This is a genomic window from Acidovorax sp. FW305-C-20-28 (assembly GCF_058783375.1).
In genome coordinates this window covers 14,897-32,298 of sequence record NZ_JBYSYM010000041.1, presented here as the reverse complement: position 1 = coordinate 32,298, position 17,402 = coordinate 14,897, and the positions used below count along the sequence as shown (strand labels likewise).

Genomic DNA, 17,402 nt, shown 5'->3' with positions numbered 1-17,402 from the left:
TGGAGAACGGCGCATGCTGAAAAAGCTCGTCATCTTTGTGCACAAGTGGCTGGGCGTGGTGCTGGCGCTGTTTTTCCTCATGTGGGTCGCGAGCGGGGTGGTGCTGTACTACGTGCCTTTTCCCAGTCTCACGCAGGCCGAGCGGCTGGCGGCCTTGCCACCACTGGCGCTGCCGGCCGGCTGCTGCCTGCCCGCACCCGAGGCGGCAGAGCGTGCGGGCCTGCGCCCGGGGGCGGGCGAAGCGCGCCTGGGCATGCTCGGCGATGCCCCCGTGTGGCGCATGCAGGCTACGGCGGCCGTTGGCGGCGACGCTGCTGCGCCGCGCCCGCGCTGGCACACGGTGGATGCGCGCACGGGCGCGCTGGTGCCGCCGCTCGATGATGTGCAGGCCGCCGCCGTGGCCGAGGCCTTCAGTGGCCGGCGTGCCACGGGTACCGAGCGGCTGGAGCGCGACCAGTGGACCGTGCCCCAGGGTCTGGATGCGCACCGCCCGCTGGTCAAGGTGCTGCTCGATGGCGATGACGGGCTGGAGCTCTACGTATCGCCCGGCGCCGCCGAGGTGGTGCGCGACACGCGCCGTGCCGAGCGCTTCTGGAATTGGCTGGGCGCCGTGCCGCACTGGATCTACCCCACGGTGCTGCGCCAGTTCCCCAAGGCCTGGCACCACGTGGTGGTGTGGCTCTCCATCCCCGGTGTGCTGCTGGCGGCCACGGGCATCGCTCTGGGCATCTGGCAGCTGTTCCTGAACCAGCGGCGCTGGATTCCCTACCGAAAATTCTGGATGCGCTGGCACCATATCCTGGGCCTGGTGGCGGCGGTGTTCACGCTCACCTGGATGTTCTCGGGCCTGATGTCGATGAACCCGTTCGGCGTGTTCACCGGCCGTGCGGCCGATCCGCAGGCACGTACCCAGTGGGCCGGCGAGGCACCGCGCATGGCGCGCGGCCCGGCCGAGGCCGTGGCGCTGGCGGCGGCCGACGGCATCGTGCCGCTGGAGCTCGACACGCTGCGCATTGCCGGCCAGGCCTGGTACCGGGTGCGCGGGCAGGGTGAGGGCGCCGTGCAGCGCCTGGTGCGTGCCGACGGGCCCGAGGCCACGCTGGCCTGGGCCGTGCCCGATGCGGCCGTGCTCGCGGCCCTGCAGGGCCTGCGCCCCGGCAGCCCGCCGCCGGCCGTCGAACAGCTCACGCAGTACGACGGGCTGTACTATGCGCGCCACCATGATGCATCCACATCCTTCAACCGGCCCTTGCCCGTCTGGCGAGCCCACTGGGCGGGTGACGACGTGACCGTGTACGCCGACCCCGCCTCTGCCCGCATCGTGCTGCGCGCCGATGCCACCACGCCCTGGCAGCGCGTGCTCTACAACGGTCTGCACAGCCTGGACTTCGCGCCGCTGCTGGCGCGCCCGCTGCTGCGCACCGCTCTGGTGGTGGGGCTGTCGCTGCTGGGCATCGCGCTGTGCATCACCTCGTGCGTGATCGCCTGGCGCGTGTTCGTGCCGGCGCGACGCCGCCCTGTGCCCAGCGCGAAGCCGCGGCGCGTGGTGGGTGACTCTTCGGGGGGCGCATGGACGGTCTGAGCGATCTGCTGCTGCCCGGCACGCAATGGGATGCCCTGCGCGCGCTGATCTGGGCACCTTTCGTGGCCCTGGCCATCGACTGGTGGCGTGGCGAGCCGCCGGCCTCCATCCACCCCGTGGTGTGGATGGGCAAGGCCCTGGGCTGGTGCGGTGAGCGCTGGGCGCCCTTGTCGCCCGTGCCGAACGACTGGCGGGCCTTCTGGTCCATGGCCCTGGCCTGGTGCACCCTGGCGGCCACGGTGATGGCTGCGGCCTGGGGCCTGCAGTGGCTGGCGCTGCGCTTTCACGACGTGATCGCGGCCGCGCTGCTCGGGCTGCTGCTCAAGCCGCTCCTGTCCTGGCGCATGCTGCACGACGAGGTGCTGGCGGTGGAGGCGGCGCTGGCCCGCTCGCTTCCCGAGGGCCGCGAGCAGCTGGCACGCCTGGTGAGCCGCGATGTGAGCGCGCTCACGGCCGGCCAGGTGCGCGAGTCGGCCATCGAGTCGCTGGCCGAGAACCTCAACGACTCGGTGGTGGCACCGCTGTTCTGGTTCGTGCTGCTGGGCCTGCCCGGTGCTGCCCTCTACCGCCTGGCCAACACGGCCGATGCCATGTGGGGCTACCCGGGCATGCGCGGCGGGCGCTACTGGCAATGGGCCGGCAAGTGGGCGGCGCGTGCGGACGATGTGCTCTCGTGGCTGCCGGCGCGCATCAGCGCACTGCTGCTGGCCGTGCTGGGGCGCGGGGTGCAGCTGTCCACGGTGGCGCGCCTGGCGCGCCGCACCCCCTCGCCCAACAGCGGCTGGCCCATGGCGGCCATGGCGCTGGCGCTGGGCGTGCGCCTGGCCAAGCCCGGGGTGTATGTGCTCAACGCCGACGCGCGCGACCCCGGTCCGCTCGACACCCACCGGGCTGCCAAGTTGGGCACGCTGTTGGCGCTGGCGCTGATCCCCGTGGGCGTGGGCGCCCACATGCTGATCACCATCTTCACCACGTGGGTGGGCGCATGAGCGGGCAGACCGGCGCCTTGCACCACCACGGCGGCCCCGATGCGCAGGGGGCGCCGGCGCACGACTTCTCGACCAACAGCAATGCCTGCGGCCCCTGCCCCGATGCGCTGCAGGCCGTGCAGCAGGCCGATGCCGCGCGCTACCCCGACCCGCACTACACGGCGCTGCGCGAGGCGCTGGGCGCCTTCCACGGCGTGGCGGCCAGGCGCATCGTGCTGGCGGCCAGCTCCAGCGAGTTCATCCACCGCATCACCGCGCTCGCCGTGCAGCAGGGTGCCGTGCAGGCGCTGCTGCCGCTGCACAGCTATGGCGACTATGCCCAGGCCGCGCTGGCGCGCGGACTCACCCTGGCACGGCGCACCGACGTCGGGGACACGGCTGCGGGCCTGCAATGGGCCTGCGAGCCCTCCAGTCCCCTGGGCCGTGAAGACCTGGTGCTGCCCGCCTGGGTTGCCATGCCCGGGCGCGGCGATGCCGCGCTGCGCGTGCTCGATTGCGCCTATGCGCCGCTGCAGCTGGGCGGTGCCAGGCCCTGGGCCGGCCGGCCCGCGCTGCCCGACCTGCGGCATGCCTGGCAGCTGTGGACGCCCAACAAGGCCCTGGGCCTCACGGGCGTGCGCGCCGCCTATGCCGTGGCGCCCGAGGGGGCGGATGGCGATGTGCAGGCACTGCAGTCCCTGGCGCCATCCTGGGCCGTGGGCGCGCATGGTGTGGCCTTGCTGCAAGCCTGGGTGCAGCCCGGTGTGCAGCGCTGGCTGGTGCACAGCCTCGATGTGCTGCGCGACTGGAAGCAGCGCCAGATGACCCTGTGCCTGGACCTGGGCTGGCCCGTGCATGCGGGCAGCCTGGCCAATTACTTTTGCGCCCAGCCCGCGTGCGCCGATCTGCCGGCCGCGTTGGCGGCCCTGCGCGTGTCCGGCATCAAGCTGCGCGACACCACCTCGTTCGGCCTGCCCGGCGGGGTCCGCATGGGGGTGCTGGCACCCGAGGCGCAGGACGCCTTGTGCCAGGCCTGGTTGGCCGTACGATCTGGCGCACAACCCCAAGAAAGCGACACTCCCTGATGCGAACCATCACCGTCACCCGCTATGTCACGCCGCTGCGTGAAGGCGGCTCCATGCCCGCCGTGGTCGAAGGCGACGACCTGGGCCTGTACGTGCTCAAGTTCCGCGGCGCGGGGCAGGGCGTGCGCGCCCTGCTGGCCGAGATGATCTCGGGCGGCATCGCCCGGGCGCTCGGCCTGCCCGTGCCCGAGATCGTGCTGGCCGAGCTCGACCCGGCCCTGGCCCAGACCGAGCCCGACCCCGAGATCCAGGACCTGGTGCGCGCCAGCGGCGGCACCAACGTGGGGCTCGACTACCTCTCGGGCGCGCTCAACTTCGATCCCGCGGTGGACGAGGTCAGCGACGACTTCGCCTCGCGCCTGGTCTGGTTCGACGCCCTGGTGGCCAACGTGGACCGCACCGCGCGCAACACCAACCTGCTCATGTGGCACAGAAAGCCCTGGCTCATCGACCACGGCGCCTCGCTCACCTTCCACCACGCCTGGAACGGCGCGGTGGCGCAGCCGGCCAAGGCCTTCGCGCCGATTGCCGACCACGTGCTGCTGCACCGCGCCACGGCCATTGCCCAGGTCGATGCCGAGCTGGCCGCATTGCTCACGCGCGAGGTGCTCGCCGGCATCCTGGCCGACGTGCCCGACGAGTTCCTGGCCCTGGCCGGGGCCGAGCACACCGAGGGCCCGCTGTCGCAGCCGGCCAGCCACCGCCAGGCCTATGTGGGGCATTTCTGCGCACGCCTGGCCGGCCGTGAAGCCTGGGTGAAGGGAGCCATCGATGCCCGCGGCTGAGGTGCTGGTCTACGACTACGCGGTCGTGCGCGTGGTGCCGCGCGTGGAGCGCGAGGAGTTCATCAACGCGGGCGTGATCCTCTCGTGCCAGAGAAGCGGCTTTCTGCAGGCCGCCATCGCGCTCGATGAAGAGCGCCTGCTGGCCATGGACCCGCACGTGGACATCGACACCGTGCGCCGCCACCTGGCGGCCATCGTCGCCATCTGCGCGGGGGACGCGGGCTGCGGGCCGATCGCACAGCTGCCCTTCCGCCAGCGTTTCCACTGGCTCACGGCCAAGCGCAGCGCCATCATCCAGACCTCGCCGGCGCACACCGGGCGCTGCACCGATGCAGCGGCGGCGCTCGAACACATCATGGACCGCATGGTGCGGCCCCTGCCTTGACTGCACCGCCCTCTGCGAAGCTCGCCCACTGCGTGATGGTGCTGGGCACCACCAGCGGCGCCGGCAAGAGCTGGCTGGCCACGGCCCTGTGCCGCTGGTACGCCAACCAGGGCTACAAGGTGGCGCCCTTCAAGGCGCAGAACATGAGCAACAACGCGCGCGTGGTGGCCAGCGACCATGGCAACGGCGAAATCGGCAGCGCGCAATACTTCCAGGCGATAGCGGCGCGCACCGTGCCCGACGTGCGCATGAACCCGCTGCTGCTCAAGCCCGAGGCCGACACGAAGAGCCAGGTGGTGCTGCTCGGCCAGGTCAGCACCGAGCTGACAGCATTGCCCTGGCGCGGCCGCAGCGAACGCGTGTGGCCGCAGATTGCTGCCGCGCTCGATGCCCTGCGGGCCGAGAACGACGTGGTGGTGATCGAGGGCGCGGGCTCGCCCGCCGAAATCAACCTGCACGCCAGCGATGTGGTGAACATGCGCGTGGCGCGGCACAGTGGCGCGCGCTGCCTGCTGGTGACCGACATCGACCGCGGTGGTGCCTTTGCCCACCTCTACGGCACCTGGGCCCTGCTGCCCGAGGACGAGCGGGCGCTGATCCACGGTTTTGTGCTCAACCGCTTCCGCGGCGATGCCACGCTGCTGGCCCCGGCGCCGCAGATGCTGCAGGAGATGACGAGTGTGCCCACGGTGGCCACCATCCCCATGCAGTGGCACCACGGCCTGCCCGAGGAAGACGGCGTGTTCGACGACCGCAGCACCGCGGCCGGGGCCGTGCACACCACGGTGGCCGTCATCGCCTACCCGCGCATCAGCAACCTCGACGAATTCCAGCCGCTCAAGAACGTGCCCGGCGTGCGCCTTGTCTGGGCGCGCAGCCCGGCCGAGCTGGCGGGCCTGAAGCCCACGGATTGGGTCGTGTTGCCTGGCTCCAAGGCCACGGCGGCTGACCTGGCCTGGCTGCGCGCGCAGGGGCTCGATGAGGCCATTGCCGCGCATGCAGGGCAGGGCGGCACCGTGCTGGGCGTGTGCGGCGGCCTGCAGATGCTGGGCGAGGCGCTGATCGACACCGCCGGCATCGACGGCAACGCGCCCGGCCTGGGCCTGCTGCCGTTGGTGACCACCTTCGAGCCCGCCAAGACCGTGCGGCGCAGCACCGCGCAGTTCGGTGCGGTGCAGGGCGCCTGGGCGCCGCTGTCGGGCGTGCAGGCCAGCGGCTATGAGATCCACCATGGCCAGACCGCCCAGCACCCGGCCATGGCGGCCGGCGGCGATGTGGCGCGCGAAGTGGTGCCGGGCCTGGCCTGGCAGAACGGCGCGGGCAATGTGCTCGGGCTCTACCTGCACGGCCTCTTCGAAGACCCGGCCGCGCTTCAGGCCCTGTTCGGCCGCGAGGGCGCGGCCCCCGTGCCCACGCTCGACGCCGTGATGGAGGGCCTGGCCCGCGTCGTGGATGCGCACTTCGAGCCTGGCGTGCTGCAAGCCCTGGTGGCCTGATTCTTTTCACTTCTCCTTTTGACGATCCCCATGTCCTTTGCCATCCCCGCCATTGCCGACCTCACCGACGCCGCCCTCACCGCGCGCCTGCAGCACACCATCGATTTCAAGACCAAGCCCCTGGGCTCGCTCGGCCGCATCGAGGCCCTGGCCCTGCGCATCGGTCAGGTGCTGGGCACAGAGGCTCCCGCCCTCGTGCAGCCGCAGATGCTGGTCTGCGCGGGCGACCACGGCATTGCCGCGCGCGGCGTATCGGCCTTTCCGAGCGACGTGACCTGGCAGATGGTGGAGAACTTCCTGGCCGGCGGCGCGGCCGTGAGCGTGCTCGCGCGCCAGCACGGCCTGGCCCTCACCGTGGTGGACTGCGGCGTGGCCAAGCCCATTGCGCCGCGCGTGGCCACCGAGGGCGCGCCCCAGCTGCTGCTGCGCAAGGTGGCACCCGGCACGGCCGACGCCTCGGTGGGCCCGGCCATGACGGCCGAACAGTGCCAGCAGGCCATCGCCAACGGCATGGAGGTGGTGCGGGTGCTGCCGGGCAATGCGCTGCTGCTGGGCGAAATGGGCATTGCCAACACCTCGGTCGCATCGCTGCTGCTGGCGCGCCTGGCCGGCCTGCCGCTGGCCGAGGTGACGGGTGCCGGCACGGGGCTGGATGCCGCCGGCATCGAGCGCAAGCGCGCCGTGCTGCAGCAGGCACTGGACGTGAATGCCGAAGCCACCAGCCCGCTGGAGGCACTGGCCGCACTGGGCGGCTACGAGGTCGCGACCCTGGTGGGCGCCGTGCTGCAGGCCGCGGCCGAGCGCCGGATCATCGTGGTCGACGGCTTCATCACCTGCGCCGCCGTGCTGGTGGCCAGCCGCCTGCAGCCGGCTGTGCTGCAGCGCTGCGTGTTCGCCCACCGTTCGGGCGAGCGTGGCCACAGCCTCATGCTGGCGCAAATGCAGGCTGAACCCCTGCTGGATCTGGGCCTGCGCCTGGGTGAGGGCTCGGGCGCAGCGCTTGCCTGGCCGCTGCTGCAGTCGGCCTGCGCGGTGCTGGCGGAGATGGCGAGCTTCGAGTCAGCTGGCGTGGACAACAAGAGCTGAACGCAGCTCAGCGCTTGCGGCGCATGGGTTTTTCGGCCGGGGCCTGGTGGTGTGCGCGCAACAGGTCGATGAGCGCCTGCGCATACGCCGGTATGCGCCCCTCCTCGCGCACCAGGATATAGCGCTCGCGCACGCTCCAGGCGTCTTCCAGGTCGATCAGCACCAGGCCCATGGGATCGAGGTAGCGGCGCGCGGCGCTCTCGGGCACGATGCCGATGCCCACCCCGGCGCCGATCATGCGGCACATGGCGTCGAAGCTCGACAACTGCACGCGCAGTTTCTGCGGCTGGCCGAGCTGCTCGGTCACCTGGGCCAGAAAGGTCTGCAGCGTGCTGGCCGGGTGCATACCCACCATGGGTTCGTCCAGTGTCTGCGCAAAGGCCATGCGCTTGCGCCGCGCAAAACGGTGGCCGCGCGGCACGACCAGGGCCAGGCGGTCGGTGCTGAAGTGGATGGAATGCAGGCCCAGCGTGTCCACCTGGCCGGCGACGATGCCGATGTCGGCCCGCCCGTCGCGCACGCCGCGCGGGATCTCGGCGTTCGGTGTTTCCTGAAGCTCCACGTTCACGCGCGGGTTCGCGGCGAGGAAGGCGGGCAGGATATCGGGCATGAAGTCCGTCACCGCCGTGGTGTTGGCGAACACGCGCACATGGCCGCGCAGGCCGCCGCTGTACTCCTGCAGGTCGGCGCGCAACTGCTCGGTCTGGCGCAGCACGCCGCGCGCATGGTGCAGAAAGGCCTCGCCCGCGGGTGTGGTGCGCATGCCGCGCGCCTCGCGGTACAGCAGGGGCATGCCCGCCTGTTCCTCCAGGGCCTTGATGCGCGCACTGGCTGCTGCCAGTGACAGGTGGCGCGCAGCAGCGGCACGGGAGAGGGCGCCTTGCTCGGCCGTGAGCACGAACAGGCGCAGGTCTGTCAGGTCGAACTGCATGGCACCATGGTACCGCCCAGGGTCGCGAGGTTTCGTGAATTCCGAAGGCCCGGTTCCGAAATGCGTGATTGTGCGAAGCGGTCTGGCGGGCGAACATGCGCCTCTTTCCGAGAACACGCTGGAGACACACCGCATGAAGTTCACCGCCTCGCGCCGCACCGCCCTCGCTGCCCTGCTGGCCGCACCCTTGCTGGCCACCGCCCAGGCCAGCTACCCCAACCGCCCCATCACCCTGGTCGTGCCCCAGGCCGCCGGTGGCACCAACGACATCGTGGGCCGCCTGGTGGGCCAGAAGCTCGGCGAGGTGCTGGGCGGCGCCACCGTGGTGGAGAACCGGCCCGGCGCGGGCGGCAACATCGGCACGCAGCTCGTTGCCAAGGCGCCCAAGGACGGCTACACCCTGCTCATGACCATCAGCAGCAGCCAGGCCATCAACCCGGCGCTGTTCAAAAACCCGGGCTTCGATCCGGTCAAGGACTTCAAGCCCGTGGGCCTGATCGGCGCCGTGCCCAACGTGCTGCTGGTCAACCCATCGTTCCCTGCGCGCACCATGGCGGACCTGGTGGCCTTGGCGAAATCCAAGCCTGGCCACTACCAGTACGCATCGGCTGGCAACGGCACGCTCAACCACCTGCTCGGTGAAATGCTCAACAGCATGGCCGGCATCCAGCTGCAGCATGTGCCCTACAAGGGCGTGGCCCCGGCCATCAACGACGTGCTGGGCGGCCAGTTGCCCATCGTGTTCGCCAGCATGCCGTCGGCGCTTTCTCACATCAAGGCCGGCAAGCTGCGCGCCCTGGCCGTGAGCGGCGCCACGCGCTCGCCCGTGTTGCCCGACGTGCCCACCATCGCGGAGACCGTCGCCGGCTACAACGGCACGCTGTGGATTGGCCTGTTCGCTCCCGCGGGCTTGCCGGCCGACACCCAGTCCAAATTGCAGGATGGCATGGCCACCGCATTGGCGGCCAAGGACCTGCGCGACAAGCTGGAGCTGCAGGGCGTAGAGATCGCGCCCAAGACCACGCCTGATCAGTTTGCCGCCTTGCTGCAGGAAGACCTCACGAAGTGGGCCAAGGTGGTCAAGACCTCCGGCGCGACAGTTGATTGACTGAGTTGAAGAGCACTGCCATGACCCGCCCCCTGGACCACATCACCGTGGTGTCGCTCGAACATGCGATCGCCGCCCCGTTCTGCACCCGCCAGCTGGCCGACCTGGGTGCGCGCGTCATCAAGGTCGAGCGCCCGGGTGGCGGCGACTTTGCGCGCGACTACGACACGCGCGCCCAGGGCATGGCTTCGCACTTCGTCTGGGTCAACCGCTCCAAGGAAAGCCTCACGCTCGACCTCAAGCAGCCCGAGGCCCTGGCCGTGCTGTGGGAGCTGCTGGCCACGGCCGACGTGCTTGTGCAGAACCTTGCGCCCGGCGCGGCCGCGCGCATGGGCCTGTCGTGGGAGGCCTTGCAGGTGCACAACCCGCGCCTCATCGTCTGCGATATCTCAGGCTACGGCTGCGATGGACCCTACCGCGACAAGAAGGCCTATGACCTGCTGATCCAGAGCGAGGCGGGCTACCTCTCGGTGACGGGTACGCCCGAGGAGCCCTGCAAGTCGGGCAACTCGATTGCCGACATTGCGGCGGGCATGTATGCCTATACCAGCGTGCTGGCCGCGCTGATGCAGCGCGAGAAGACGGGGCAGGGCTCGCGCATCGACGTCTCCATGCTCGAATCGCTGGCCGAGTGGATGGGCTTTCCCATGTACTACGCCTATGGCGGCGCTACGCCGCCGCCGCGCAATGCGGCCTCGCACGCCACCATCTACCCCTATGGCCCCTTCGTGGCCGGCGACGGCGGCACGGTGATGCTGGGTCTGCAGAACGAGCGCGAGTGGAAGCTGTTCTGCGAGCATGTGCTGCTGCAGCCGGGACTGGCCGATGATCCACGCTTCGACAGCAATGCCCGGCGCAACGAGCACCGCGCCGAACTCAAGGCGCTGATCCTCGAGGTGTTCGGCACGCTCACCGCCGCCGGGGTCATCGAGCGGCTGGAGGCGGCGCGCATTGCCAACGCGCGCATGAACACCATGGCCGAGGTCTGGGCCCACCCGCAACTGCAGGCGCGCGGCCGGGTGCAGCAGGTGGAAACGCCCGAAGGTCCGCTGGACGCCCTGCTGCCCCCCGGTGCGCACAGCAGCTTTGACTACCGCATGGACCCGATTCCCGCCGTGGGCGAGCACACCGAGGCCATCCTGCGCGCCCTGGGGCGCAATGACGAACAAGTGGCCGCACTGCGCGCCAGCAAGGCCATCTGATGGGCGTGCCTTCAGTGCAAGGCGCCATTGCCCGCGCCACCACCTTCCTGTTCGTCCCCGCCACGCGGCCCGAGCGCATTGCCAAGGCCCTGGCCAGTGGTGCGGGCGCGGTGGTCGTGGACCTGGAGGATGCAGTCGCACCCGATGACAAGGCTGCGGCGCGCACCGCTTTGCTGTCCGCCGTGCAGGGCCTGGAGCCGGACGAGTGCGCTCGTCTGCTGGTGCGCACCAATGCCGCGGGCACCCCCTGGCATGCCGACGACGTGGCCGCGGTGGCCGCCTGCGTGGCCCAGGGCCTGGCGGGGGCCATGGTGGCCAAGGCCGAATCAGCCGCGGTGCTTCGGGCCGTGGCCAGCGGCCTCGGCCCAGAGGGGCTGCTGGTGCCGCTGGTCGAATCGAATGCCGGGCTGGATGCGCTTGACACCCTGGCCCGGGCCCCGCAAGTGGTGCGACTGGCCTTTGGCCACCTCGACTTCCAGGTCGATCTGGGCATGGAATGCGGCCCCGACGAGGCGGAGCTGCTGCCCGTGCGCCTGGCGCTGGTGCGCGCCTCGCGCCGCGCCGGGCTGGCCGCGCCGGTGGATGGCGTGACCACGGCCACGGACGACCTGGCGCGGCTGGCCGAAGACACGGCACGCAGCCGGCGCATGGGCTTTGGCGGCAAGCTGTGCATCCACCCCGCCCAGGTGGCGCCGGTGGAGGCGGCGTTTGCGCCCGGGCCGGACGAGTTGGCATGGGCCAGGCGCGTTTTGGAGGCAGCGCCCATCCATGGAGGTGCCGTGTTCCGGCTCGATGGCCGCATGGTCGATGCGCCCGTGCTGGCGTTGGCGGCACGCCTGGTGGAGCGGGCCTGAGGCGCTATCCGACCACGGTCTGGTTGCGGCCTTGCGCCTTGGCGCGGTACAGCGCCGCGTCCGCACGCGCGAGCATGGCATCCAGCGTGTCCTCGGGCCCGGTCCATTGCGTGAGGCCGATGCTCACCTTGCAGTCGAGCGCATGGCCCACGGCCAGCGTGGCGTGGATGCGCCGCGCCACGTTGAGTGCGGCCGCCGCGTCGGTACCGGGCAGCAGCACCATGAACTCCTCGCCGCCATAGCGGCCCATGCGGTCGGGCGTGCGCAGCACGGCCAGGGTGCGGCCCACGAAGTGCACCAGCACGGCGTCGCCGTGCTGGTGGCCGCAGCTGTCGTTCACGGCCTTGAAGTGGTCCAGGTCCAGCATCATCAGCGAGGGGCCGCCGCCGTAGCGGCGTGCGCGCTCGATCTCCTCCTCGCAGCGCTGCAGCAGCGCGCGCCGGTTGAGCGCCGGGGTCAGCGAGTCGTGCGTGGCCAGGTGCTCGAGCTCGGTGCGCAGCCGGTCGGTAGCCATCAGCAGCGCGCCGATGGAGAGCATGAGCACCGTGAGTGCGTAGGCGCCGATGTACAGGTTCTGGTAGATCGACGGCTCCATGAGGTTGGCGCCTGTATGCCCGGCAAAGATGGAGCCCAGGCGCATCAGCAGGGTTGCCAGGTGCAGCACCAGCACCACCTCCACCAGCCGCACCGGAAAGTTGCTGCCGCCAAAGCGCAGCAAAAAGCGCAGCTGTGCGCCGTAGATGCACGACATCACCAGCGTGAAGAAGGTCAGCCGGGCCTCGTAGTTGGGCCAGCCGTAAGACAGCCAGGTGAAGACGCCCAGGCACAGCAGCAGCACGCCACTCCAGATGCGCCAGGTGTGGCGGTGCCCCAGGAAGGCGCGCGTGCCCATGTAGTAGGTCATGGTGCCCAGCACCAGCAGGGTGTTGGCACCCACCAGGCCTAGCCAGTCGGGCACCAGGCCGCGCGAGCTGAACAGGGCGGTGGAGGCGAGCCAGAACACGGGGGCCGCCGCCCAGGCGCCGATGCCCCGGATGTGGGGTGGATAGTAGCGCCGCATGCAGGCCAGCACGATGGCCATCAGGGCGGACATGAACCCCGCCAGGGCGATCATGGAGCGAGGGTCGAGGTTCGTCATCCTGCGGGGAGGGTGGGGAACGCGGGGCGGGCGGACGTAAAGAAATGTTTCCGTGAACAGGCAGTATAGCCAGCGACCGGACCGGCAGGACACTTGTCCGAGGAACGGCGTTGGTGCCGAATGGCGTATGTGGTGCTTGCGCGACGGGCGCTGCGGTCGATTTTGGTGCCGCCTGCACCCGCTCCGGGCGGGCTTGCGCACAGCAACGGTGCATTTTGTATACAAACTGCACCAAACATTGTGCGCAAAACCTGGCACGTGGTTTGCGTATGCCCAGGCATGCAAGACACCACGCCTGCCCAGCCACCGGCCGCCATCGAGATCGTGGCGCTCACCAAGCGCTATGCCAGCGGCAAGCCCGCCGTGGATGCGATCAACCTGCGCATCGCCAGCGGCAGCTACTGCTGCCTGCTGGGCCCTTCGGGCTGCGGCAAGAGCACCACCTTGCGCATGATCGCGGGGCATGAGTCGGTGACCAGTGGCGACATATTGCTCGAGAACCGCAACATCACCGACCTGCCCGCCGCCGCGCGCGGCACGGCCATGATGTTCCAGAGCTTTGCGCTGTTCCCGCACCTGTCGGCGCTGGACAACGTGGCCTTCAGTCTCAAGATGAAGGGCGTGGCCAAGGCCGAGCGCCAGGCCAAGGCGCGTGACCTGCTGGAGCGCGTGGCCATGGGCCACCTGGCCGAGCGCAAGCCGGCCGAGCTCTCGGGCGGGCAGCAGCAGCGCGTGGCGCTGGCGCGCGCCCTCATCACCCAGCCGCGCGTGCTGCTGCTCGATGAGCCGCTGTCCGCGCTGGACCCGTTCCTGCGCATCCAGATGCGCGCCGAGCTGCGCCGCTGGCAGAAGGAGCTGGGCCTGACCTTCATCCACGTGACCCATTCACAGGAAGAGGCCATGGCCCTGGCCGACACCATGGTGGTGATGAACCACGGCGTGATCGAGCAGGTGGGCTCGCCCCATGAGGTCTACAACCGCCCGGCCAGCGAATTTGTGGCGCGCTTCATGGGCGGCCACAACGTGATCGACACGCCCGATGGCAAGGTCGGCGTGCGCACCGACCACCTGCAGGTGCTGCCGCAGGGCATGCCGCTGCCCTGGGGCGCCCAGCACATGCAGGCCGTGGTGACCGATGTGGAATACCAGGGCACCTATGTGCTGCTGGGCCTGCAAAAGCAGGGCGTGGCCCTGTCGGCCAATGCCACGGCCGCCTATTCGGTGATGGTGTCCGAGGCCGCTTTTGCCGCCCAGCCCTACGAAGTAGGACAGGGCGTGCAACTGCACTGGACGCCCGAGCAGGCCCACCCGCTGACCCGGCCCGCTGCGGCGCCAGCCGCTGCACCGGCGGTGGCCACCGCCACCGCGCAGGCGGTGCCTGCCTGACCTGTTTTCTTTGTCCGTTGTTGTTGTCTGTTTCCCAACCCTCCACCCGCAAACCCAAGGAGCTTTCCCATGTCCGACGACTCTCGTGCTGATTCCCCCGCTGTTGCCGCATCCGACACCACCGGCGGTGTGCAGCGCCGCTCGCTGCTCAAAGGCACGGCGGGTATCCTAGCCGCTGGCGTGTTTCCGGCCGTGCATGCGCAGGAAAAGATCGTGCTGCGCTACCTGGGCACGGCCGTGAACCAGGACAAGGCGATTGCCGAAAAGTTCAAGGCCGACACCGGCATCGAGATCCAGTACGTGGCCGTGACCACGGACGATGTGACCAAGCGCGCCGTGACCGCGCCCAACAGCTTCGATCTGATCGACACCGAGTACTTCTCGCTCAAGAAGATCGTGCCCACGGGCAACCTGAAGGGCATCGACACCAAGCGCATCAAGAACGCCGACAAGATCACCACGCTGTTCACCACCGGCATGGTGGGCGGCAAGCCCGTGGGCGACCAGGGCACCGCGCCCAAGAAGGTGATCTACCTGGAGGGCGAGAAGTCCAAGAAGTTCGCGACCGCGCCCACGCAGTTCATGTCGCTGATCCCCACCGTGTACAACGCCGACACGCTGGGCATCCGCCCCGACCTGATCAAGCGCCCCATCAACTCCTGGGCCGAGCTGCTCAACGCCGAGTTCAAGGGCAAGGCCGCGATCCTGAACATTCCTTCGATCGGCATCATGGACGCTGCCATGGTGGTCGAGTCCCTGGGCCTGTACAAGTACCCCGACAAGGGCAACATGACCAAGAAGGAGATCGATCTCACGATCAAGACCCTGATCGAGGCCAAGAAGCAGGGCCAGTTCCGCGCGCTGTGGAAGGACTTCAACGAGTCGGTCAACCTCATGGCGTCGGGCGAGGTGGTGATCCAGTCGATGTGGAGCCCCGCCGTCACGGCCGTGCGCACCAAGGGCATCGCCTGCAACTTCCAGCCGCTCAAGGAAGGCTACCGCGCCTGGGCCGCCGGCTTTGGCCTGCCGGCCACCCTGTCGGGCCGCAAGCTCGATGGCGCTTATGAGTTCATCAACTGGTTCCTGGACGGCTGGGCCGGCGCCTACCTGAACCGCCAGGGCTACTACAGCGCCGTGCTGGACACCGCCAAGTCCAAGATGGAAGCCTACGAGTGGGCCTACTGGATGGAAGGCAAGCCCGCGACGCAGGACATCAAGAGCCCCAACGGCGACGTGCTGGCCAAGTCCGGCGCGGTGCGCGACGGCGGCAGCTACGAGTCGCGCATGGGCGGCATTGCCTGCTGGAATGCGCTGATGGACGAGAACAACTACATGGTCCAGAAGTGGAACGAGTTCGTCGCGGCATAGAAGGCACCCCCTGAGGCGCTGCGCGCCTTCACCCCTCTCTCGAACCGCTGCGCGGTTCGGGAGGGGGACGCTCCCAGCGCGGCGGGGCGGCCCTTGCGCGGGAGCACTGGTCTTCGGCAGCGCCGGTTTCGACGGACGCCGCCCGAAGCGATGGATATCTGATTTGCAAACACCATGAGCACACCCAACACACCGACCTTGCCTGCCAGCGCCGTTCCGGGGCGCGGCATTGCCGCCTGGTGGCAGGCCGCGCCGTTCTCGCTGGTGTTTGCGCTGTTCTTCCTGGTGCCGCTGGCGCTGATCGTGATGGTCAGCTTCTGGGACTTCAATGAGTACGAGCTGCTGCCGGGCTTCACGTTCAAGAACTACATCTCCATTTTTGCGGGCTGTGGCGATGCGTCGGAAGGGCTGTGCGTCACGCTCAAGACCTACTGGTCCACGCTCAAGTTCAGTTTTCTTGTGTGGCTGATCACGCTGGTGATCGGCTTCACCGTGGCCTATTTCCTGGCCTTCCATGTGCGCTCTTCGGGCATGCAGACGCTGCTGTTCGTGCTGTGCACCATCCCGTTCTGGACCTCGAACGTGATCCGCATGATCTCGTGGGTGCCGCTGCTGGGGCGCAATGGCTTGGTCAACCAGGGCTTGATGGGTGCCGGCCTGGTGGACCAGCCGGTGGAGTGGCTGCTGTTCTCGGACTTCTCGGTGGTGCTGGCCTTCGTGCACCTGTACACCATGTTCATGATCGTGCCCATCTTCAACAGCATGATGCGCATCGACCGCAGCCTCATCGAGGCCGCCAGCGACAGCGGTGCCAGCGGCTGGCAGACGCTGTGGAACGTGATCGTGCCGCTGTCGCGCACCGGCATCATCATCGGGTCGATCTTCGTGATCACCATCGTCATGGGCGACTTCGTGACCATCGGGGTGATGGGTGGCCAGCAGATCGCCTCCATCGGCAAGATCATCCAGGTGCAGACCTCGTACCTGCAGTTCCCGCTGGCGGCGGCCAATGCCGTGATCCTGCTCGCGGTGGTGCTGATGATCATCTGGGGGCTGACGCGCCTGGTCGACATCCGCAAAGAGCTTTGAACCACGCTGCCAACACCGACAGGACAACCGCATGAAAGCCCGCATCCGCGAATCCCGCCCGGCCAGTTTCTGGATTCTGGCCATCGTGTTCAGCCTGTTCGTGCTGTTCATGTACGGGCCCATGTTCGTCATCTTCATCCTGAGCTTCCAGGGCCCCGAGGGCGGGCTGACCTTTCCCATGCGCGGCGTGTCGCTGCACTGGTTCGGCAAACTGGCCGAGGGCCTGGGCGTGGTGGACATCGGCGCGGCGCTGTGGCGCTCGCTCGGCCTGGGCGTGGCGGTGATGTTGTGCACGGTGGTGCTGTCGGTGCTGGCCGGCCTGGCCTTTCGCAAGCGGCTGGCGGGCGGCAACACGCTGTTCTTCATCGTCGTGGCCAGCCTCATCATGCCGTCCATCATCGTCTCGCTGGGCATCGGGCTGGAGTTCCGCCTGGTCGATACCGCCATCAAGTCTGCCCTTGAATGGCTGGGCATGGAAAGCACGCTGGAGGGTTATGGCACCTCCCTGGGCCTGTTCACCTCGGCCCTGGGCGCGCACCTGACCTGGACGCTGCCCTTCGGCCTGCTCATCATGTTCGCGGTGTTCAACCGTTTCAGCCCATCGTACGAAGAGGCCGCACGCGACCTGGGCGCCACGCCCTGGCAGGGCTTTGCCCACGTGGTGCTGCCGCTCATCGCGCCCTCGGTCGTGGGCATCGGCATGTTCGGCTTCACGCTCAGCTGGGACGAGATCGCCCGCACCTCGCAGGCCATTGGCGATGTGAACACCTTGCCGCTGGAGTTGCAGGGCCTGACCAGCACGGTGACCACGCCCTCGATCTACGCGCTGGGCACGCTGACCACCGTGGTCTCCTTCGTGGTCATGGGCATCACCCTAGCCCTGGTCTGGGCCCTGGGCCAGCGCAAGAAGGGGCGGGCCCACTAGCCGCCATGAGACAG

General features: G+C 69.1%; 16 protein-coding genes. 14 read left to right on the top strand and 2 right to left on the bottom strand.

Annotated elements, in window-relative coordinates; all coding sequences use genetic code 11:
• The first annotated feature begins 13 nt into the window (after positions 1-13).
• From AC3WOH_RS30830 to cobT, 7 genes are read left to right on the top strand one after another with little or no spacing between them, the layout of a single operon-like run.
• Entirely contained in the window at positions 14-1,582 is a 1,569-nt protein-coding gene (locus AC3WOH_RS30830) for a PepSY domain-containing protein (protein WP_492233117.1), read from the top strand.
• Positions 1,570-2,571: an adenosylcobinamide-phosphate synthase CbiB gene (cbiB, locus tag AC3WOH_RS30825; RefSeq protein ID WP_492233116.1), complete on the top strand. Its 1,002-nt coding sequence runs from the start codon at positions 1,570-1,572 to the stop codon at positions 2,569-2,571. The genes AC3WOH_RS30830 and cbiB overlap by 13 nt, the downstream gene beginning before the upstream one ends.
• A complete protein-coding gene (locus AC3WOH_RS30820) occupies positions 2,568-3,635 on the top strand; it encodes an aminotransferase class I/II-fold pyridoxal phosphate-dependent enzyme (RefSeq protein WP_492233115.1) in 1,068 nt (355 codons plus the stop codon). Before cbiB ends, AC3WOH_RS30820 begins: the two co-directional genes overlap by 4 nt.
• Entirely contained in the window at positions 3,635-4,420 is a 786-nt protein-coding gene (locus tag AC3WOH_RS30815; protein WP_492233114.1) for a HipA family kinase, read from the top strand. Before AC3WOH_RS30820 ends, AC3WOH_RS30815 begins: the two co-directional genes overlap by 1 nt.
• The gene (locus tag AC3WOH_RS30810) at positions 4,407-4,805 is read left to right on the top strand and encodes a DUF3037 domain-containing protein (RefSeq protein ID WP_492233113.1); all 399 of its coding nucleotides are present in this window, start codon (positions 4,407-4,409) and stop codon (positions 4,803-4,805) included. Before AC3WOH_RS30815 ends, AC3WOH_RS30810 begins: the two co-directional genes overlap by 14 nt.
• A 35-nt stretch (positions 4,806-4,840) precedes the next feature.
• Positions 4,841-6,301, top strand: a complete 1,461-nt coding sequence (locus AC3WOH_RS30805) for a cobyric acid synthase (RefSeq protein ID WP_492233125.1) — start codon at positions 4,841-4,843, stop codon at positions 6,299-6,301.
• A 30-nt stretch (positions 6,302-6,331) separates the two neighbouring features.
• Positions 6,332-7,387: a nicotinate-nucleotide--dimethylbenzimidazole phosphoribosyltransferase gene (gene cobT, locus AC3WOH_RS30800; protein WP_492233112.1), complete on the top strand. Its 1,056-nt coding sequence runs from the start codon at positions 6,332-6,334 to the stop codon at positions 7,385-7,387.
• A gap of 7 nt (positions 7,388-7,394) precedes the next feature.
• Here cobT and AC3WOH_RS30795 read toward each other — a convergent pair whose 3' ends face one another.
• On the bottom strand, positions 7,395-8,318 hold the full coding sequence (locus tag AC3WOH_RS30795; protein WP_492233111.1) for a LysR family transcriptional regulator: 924 nt from the start codon (positions 8,316-8,318) through the stop codon (positions 7,395-7,397).
• 133 nt (positions 8,319-8,451) lie between these two features.
• Between AC3WOH_RS30795 and AC3WOH_RS30790 the strand changes: the two genes are divergently transcribed.
• Genes AC3WOH_RS30790 through AC3WOH_RS30780 form a run of 3 tightly spaced genes read left to right on the top strand, consistent with a single transcriptional unit; the run spans position 8,452 to position 11,482 of the window.
• Positions 8,452-9,426 carry a tripartite tricarboxylate transporter substrate binding protein gene (locus AC3WOH_RS30790; protein WP_492233110.1) on the top strand — a complete coding sequence of 325 codons (975 nt, stop codon included), beginning with the start codon at positions 8,452-8,454 and terminating at the stop codon, positions 9,424-9,426.
• Between the two features lie 20 nt (positions 9,427-9,446).
• Entirely contained in the window at positions 9,447-10,628 is a 1,182-nt protein-coding gene (locus tag AC3WOH_RS30785) for a CaiB/BaiF CoA transferase family protein (protein ID WP_492233109.1), read from the top strand.
• Positions 10,628-11,482, top strand: coding sequence for an HpcH/HpaI aldolase/citrate lyase family protein (locus AC3WOH_RS30780; protein ID WP_492233108.1), 855 nt, complete (start codon positions 10,628-10,630; stop codon positions 11,480-11,482). The genes AC3WOH_RS30785 and AC3WOH_RS30780 overlap by 1 nt, the downstream gene beginning before the upstream one ends.
• A gap of 4 nt (positions 11,483-11,486) precedes the next feature.
• Here the strand turns inward: AC3WOH_RS30780 and AC3WOH_RS30775 are convergent, their stop codons facing one another.
• Positions 11,487-12,620, bottom strand: a complete 1,134-nt coding sequence (locus tag AC3WOH_RS30775) for a GGDEF domain-containing protein (protein ID WP_492233107.1) — start codon at positions 12,618-12,620, stop codon at positions 11,487-11,489.
• Between the two features lie 279 nt (positions 12,621-12,899).
• On the opposite strand from AC3WOH_RS30775, the gene AC3WOH_RS30770 reads away from it, so the two are divergent.
• The 4 genes from AC3WOH_RS30770 (at position 12,900) to AC3WOH_RS30755 (ending at position 17,388) form a co-directional block, all read left to right on the top strand.
• The gene (locus AC3WOH_RS30770; protein WP_492233106.1) at positions 12,900-14,006 is read left to right on the top strand and encodes an ABC transporter ATP-binding protein; all 1,107 of its coding nucleotides are present in this window, start codon (positions 12,900-12,902) and stop codon (positions 14,004-14,006) included.
• Between the two features lie 69 nt (positions 14,007-14,075).
• Positions 14,076-15,374 carry an ABC transporter substrate-binding protein gene (locus tag AC3WOH_RS30765; protein WP_492233105.1) on the top strand — a complete coding sequence of 433 codons (1,299 nt, stop codon included), beginning with the start codon at positions 14,076-14,078 and terminating at the stop codon, positions 15,372-15,374.
• A gap of 174 nt (positions 15,375-15,548) precedes the next feature.
• Positions 15,549-16,463 carry an ABC transporter permease gene (locus AC3WOH_RS30760; protein ID WP_492233104.1) on the top strand — a complete coding sequence of 305 codons (915 nt, stop codon included), beginning with the start codon at positions 15,549-15,551 and terminating at the stop codon, positions 16,461-16,463.
• A 31-nt stretch (positions 16,464-16,494) separates the two neighbouring features.
• Positions 16,495-17,388 carry an ABC transporter permease gene (locus tag AC3WOH_RS30755; protein ID WP_492233103.1) on the top strand — a complete coding sequence of 298 codons (894 nt, stop codon included), beginning with the start codon at positions 16,495-16,497 and terminating at the stop codon, positions 17,386-17,388.
• The last annotated feature ends 14 nt before the right edge of the window (positions 17,389-17,402 follow it).

What these genes read in the sequence shown, in the direction of transcription:
- AC3WOH_RS30830 (WP_492233117.1), top strand. Translation starts at nt 14, where the DNA reads ATGCTGAAAAAGCTCGTCATCTTTGTGCACAAGTGGCTGGGCGTGGTG.
- cbiB (WP_492233116.1), top strand. Translation starts at nt 1,570, where the DNA reads ATGGACGGTCTGAGCGATCTGCTGCTGCCCGGCACGCAATGGGATGCC.
- AC3WOH_RS30820 (WP_492233115.1), top strand. Translation starts at nt 2,568, where the DNA reads ATGAGCGGGCAGACCGGCGCCTTGCACCACCACGGCGGCCCCGATGCG.
- AC3WOH_RS30815 (WP_492233114.1), top strand. Translation starts at nt 3,635, where the DNA reads ATGCGAACCATCACCGTCACCCGCTATGTCACGCCGCTGCGTGAAGGC.
- AC3WOH_RS30810 (WP_492233113.1), top strand. Translation starts at nt 4,407, where the DNA reads ATGCCCGCGGCTGAGGTGCTGGTCTACGACTACGCGGTCGTGCGCGTG.
- AC3WOH_RS30805 (WP_492233125.1), top strand. Translation starts at nt 4,841, where the DNA reads ATGGTGCTGGGCACCACCAGCGGCGCCGGCAAGAGCTGGCTGGCCACG.
- cobT (WP_492233112.1), top strand. Translation starts at nt 6,332, where the DNA reads ATGTCCTTTGCCATCCCCGCCATTGCCGACCTCACCGACGCCGCCCTC.
- AC3WOH_RS30795 (WP_492233111.1), bottom strand. Translation starts at nt 8,318, where the DNA reads ATGCAGTTCGACCTGACAGACCTGCGCCTGTTCGTGCTCACGGCCGAG.
- AC3WOH_RS30790 (WP_492233110.1), top strand. Translation starts at nt 8,452, where the DNA reads ATGAAGTTCACCGCCTCGCGCCGCACCGCCCTCGCTGCCCTGCTGGCC.
- AC3WOH_RS30785 (WP_492233109.1), top strand. Translation starts at nt 9,447, where the DNA reads ATGACCCGCCCCCTGGACCACATCACCGTGGTGTCGCTCGAACATGCG.
- AC3WOH_RS30780 (WP_492233108.1), top strand. Translation starts at nt 10,628, where the DNA reads ATGGGCGTGCCTTCAGTGCAAGGCGCCATTGCCCGCGCCACCACCTTC.
- AC3WOH_RS30775 (WP_492233107.1), bottom strand. Translation starts at nt 12,620, where the DNA reads ATGACGAACCTCGACCCTCGCTCCATGATCGCCCTGGCGGGGTTCATG.
- AC3WOH_RS30770 (WP_492233106.1), top strand. Translation starts at nt 12,900, where the DNA reads ATGCAAGACACCACGCCTGCCCAGCCACCGGCCGCCATCGAGATCGTG.
- AC3WOH_RS30765 (WP_492233105.1), top strand. Translation starts at nt 14,076, where the DNA reads ATGTCCGACGACTCTCGTGCTGATTCCCCCGCTGTTGCCGCATCCGAC.
- AC3WOH_RS30760 (WP_492233104.1), top strand. Translation starts at nt 15,549, where the DNA reads ATGAGCACACCCAACACACCGACCTTGCCTGCCAGCGCCGTTCCGGGG.
- AC3WOH_RS30755 (WP_492233103.1), top strand. Translation starts at nt 16,495, where the DNA reads ATGAAAGCCCGCATCCGCGAATCCCGCCCGGCCAGTTTCTGGATTCTG.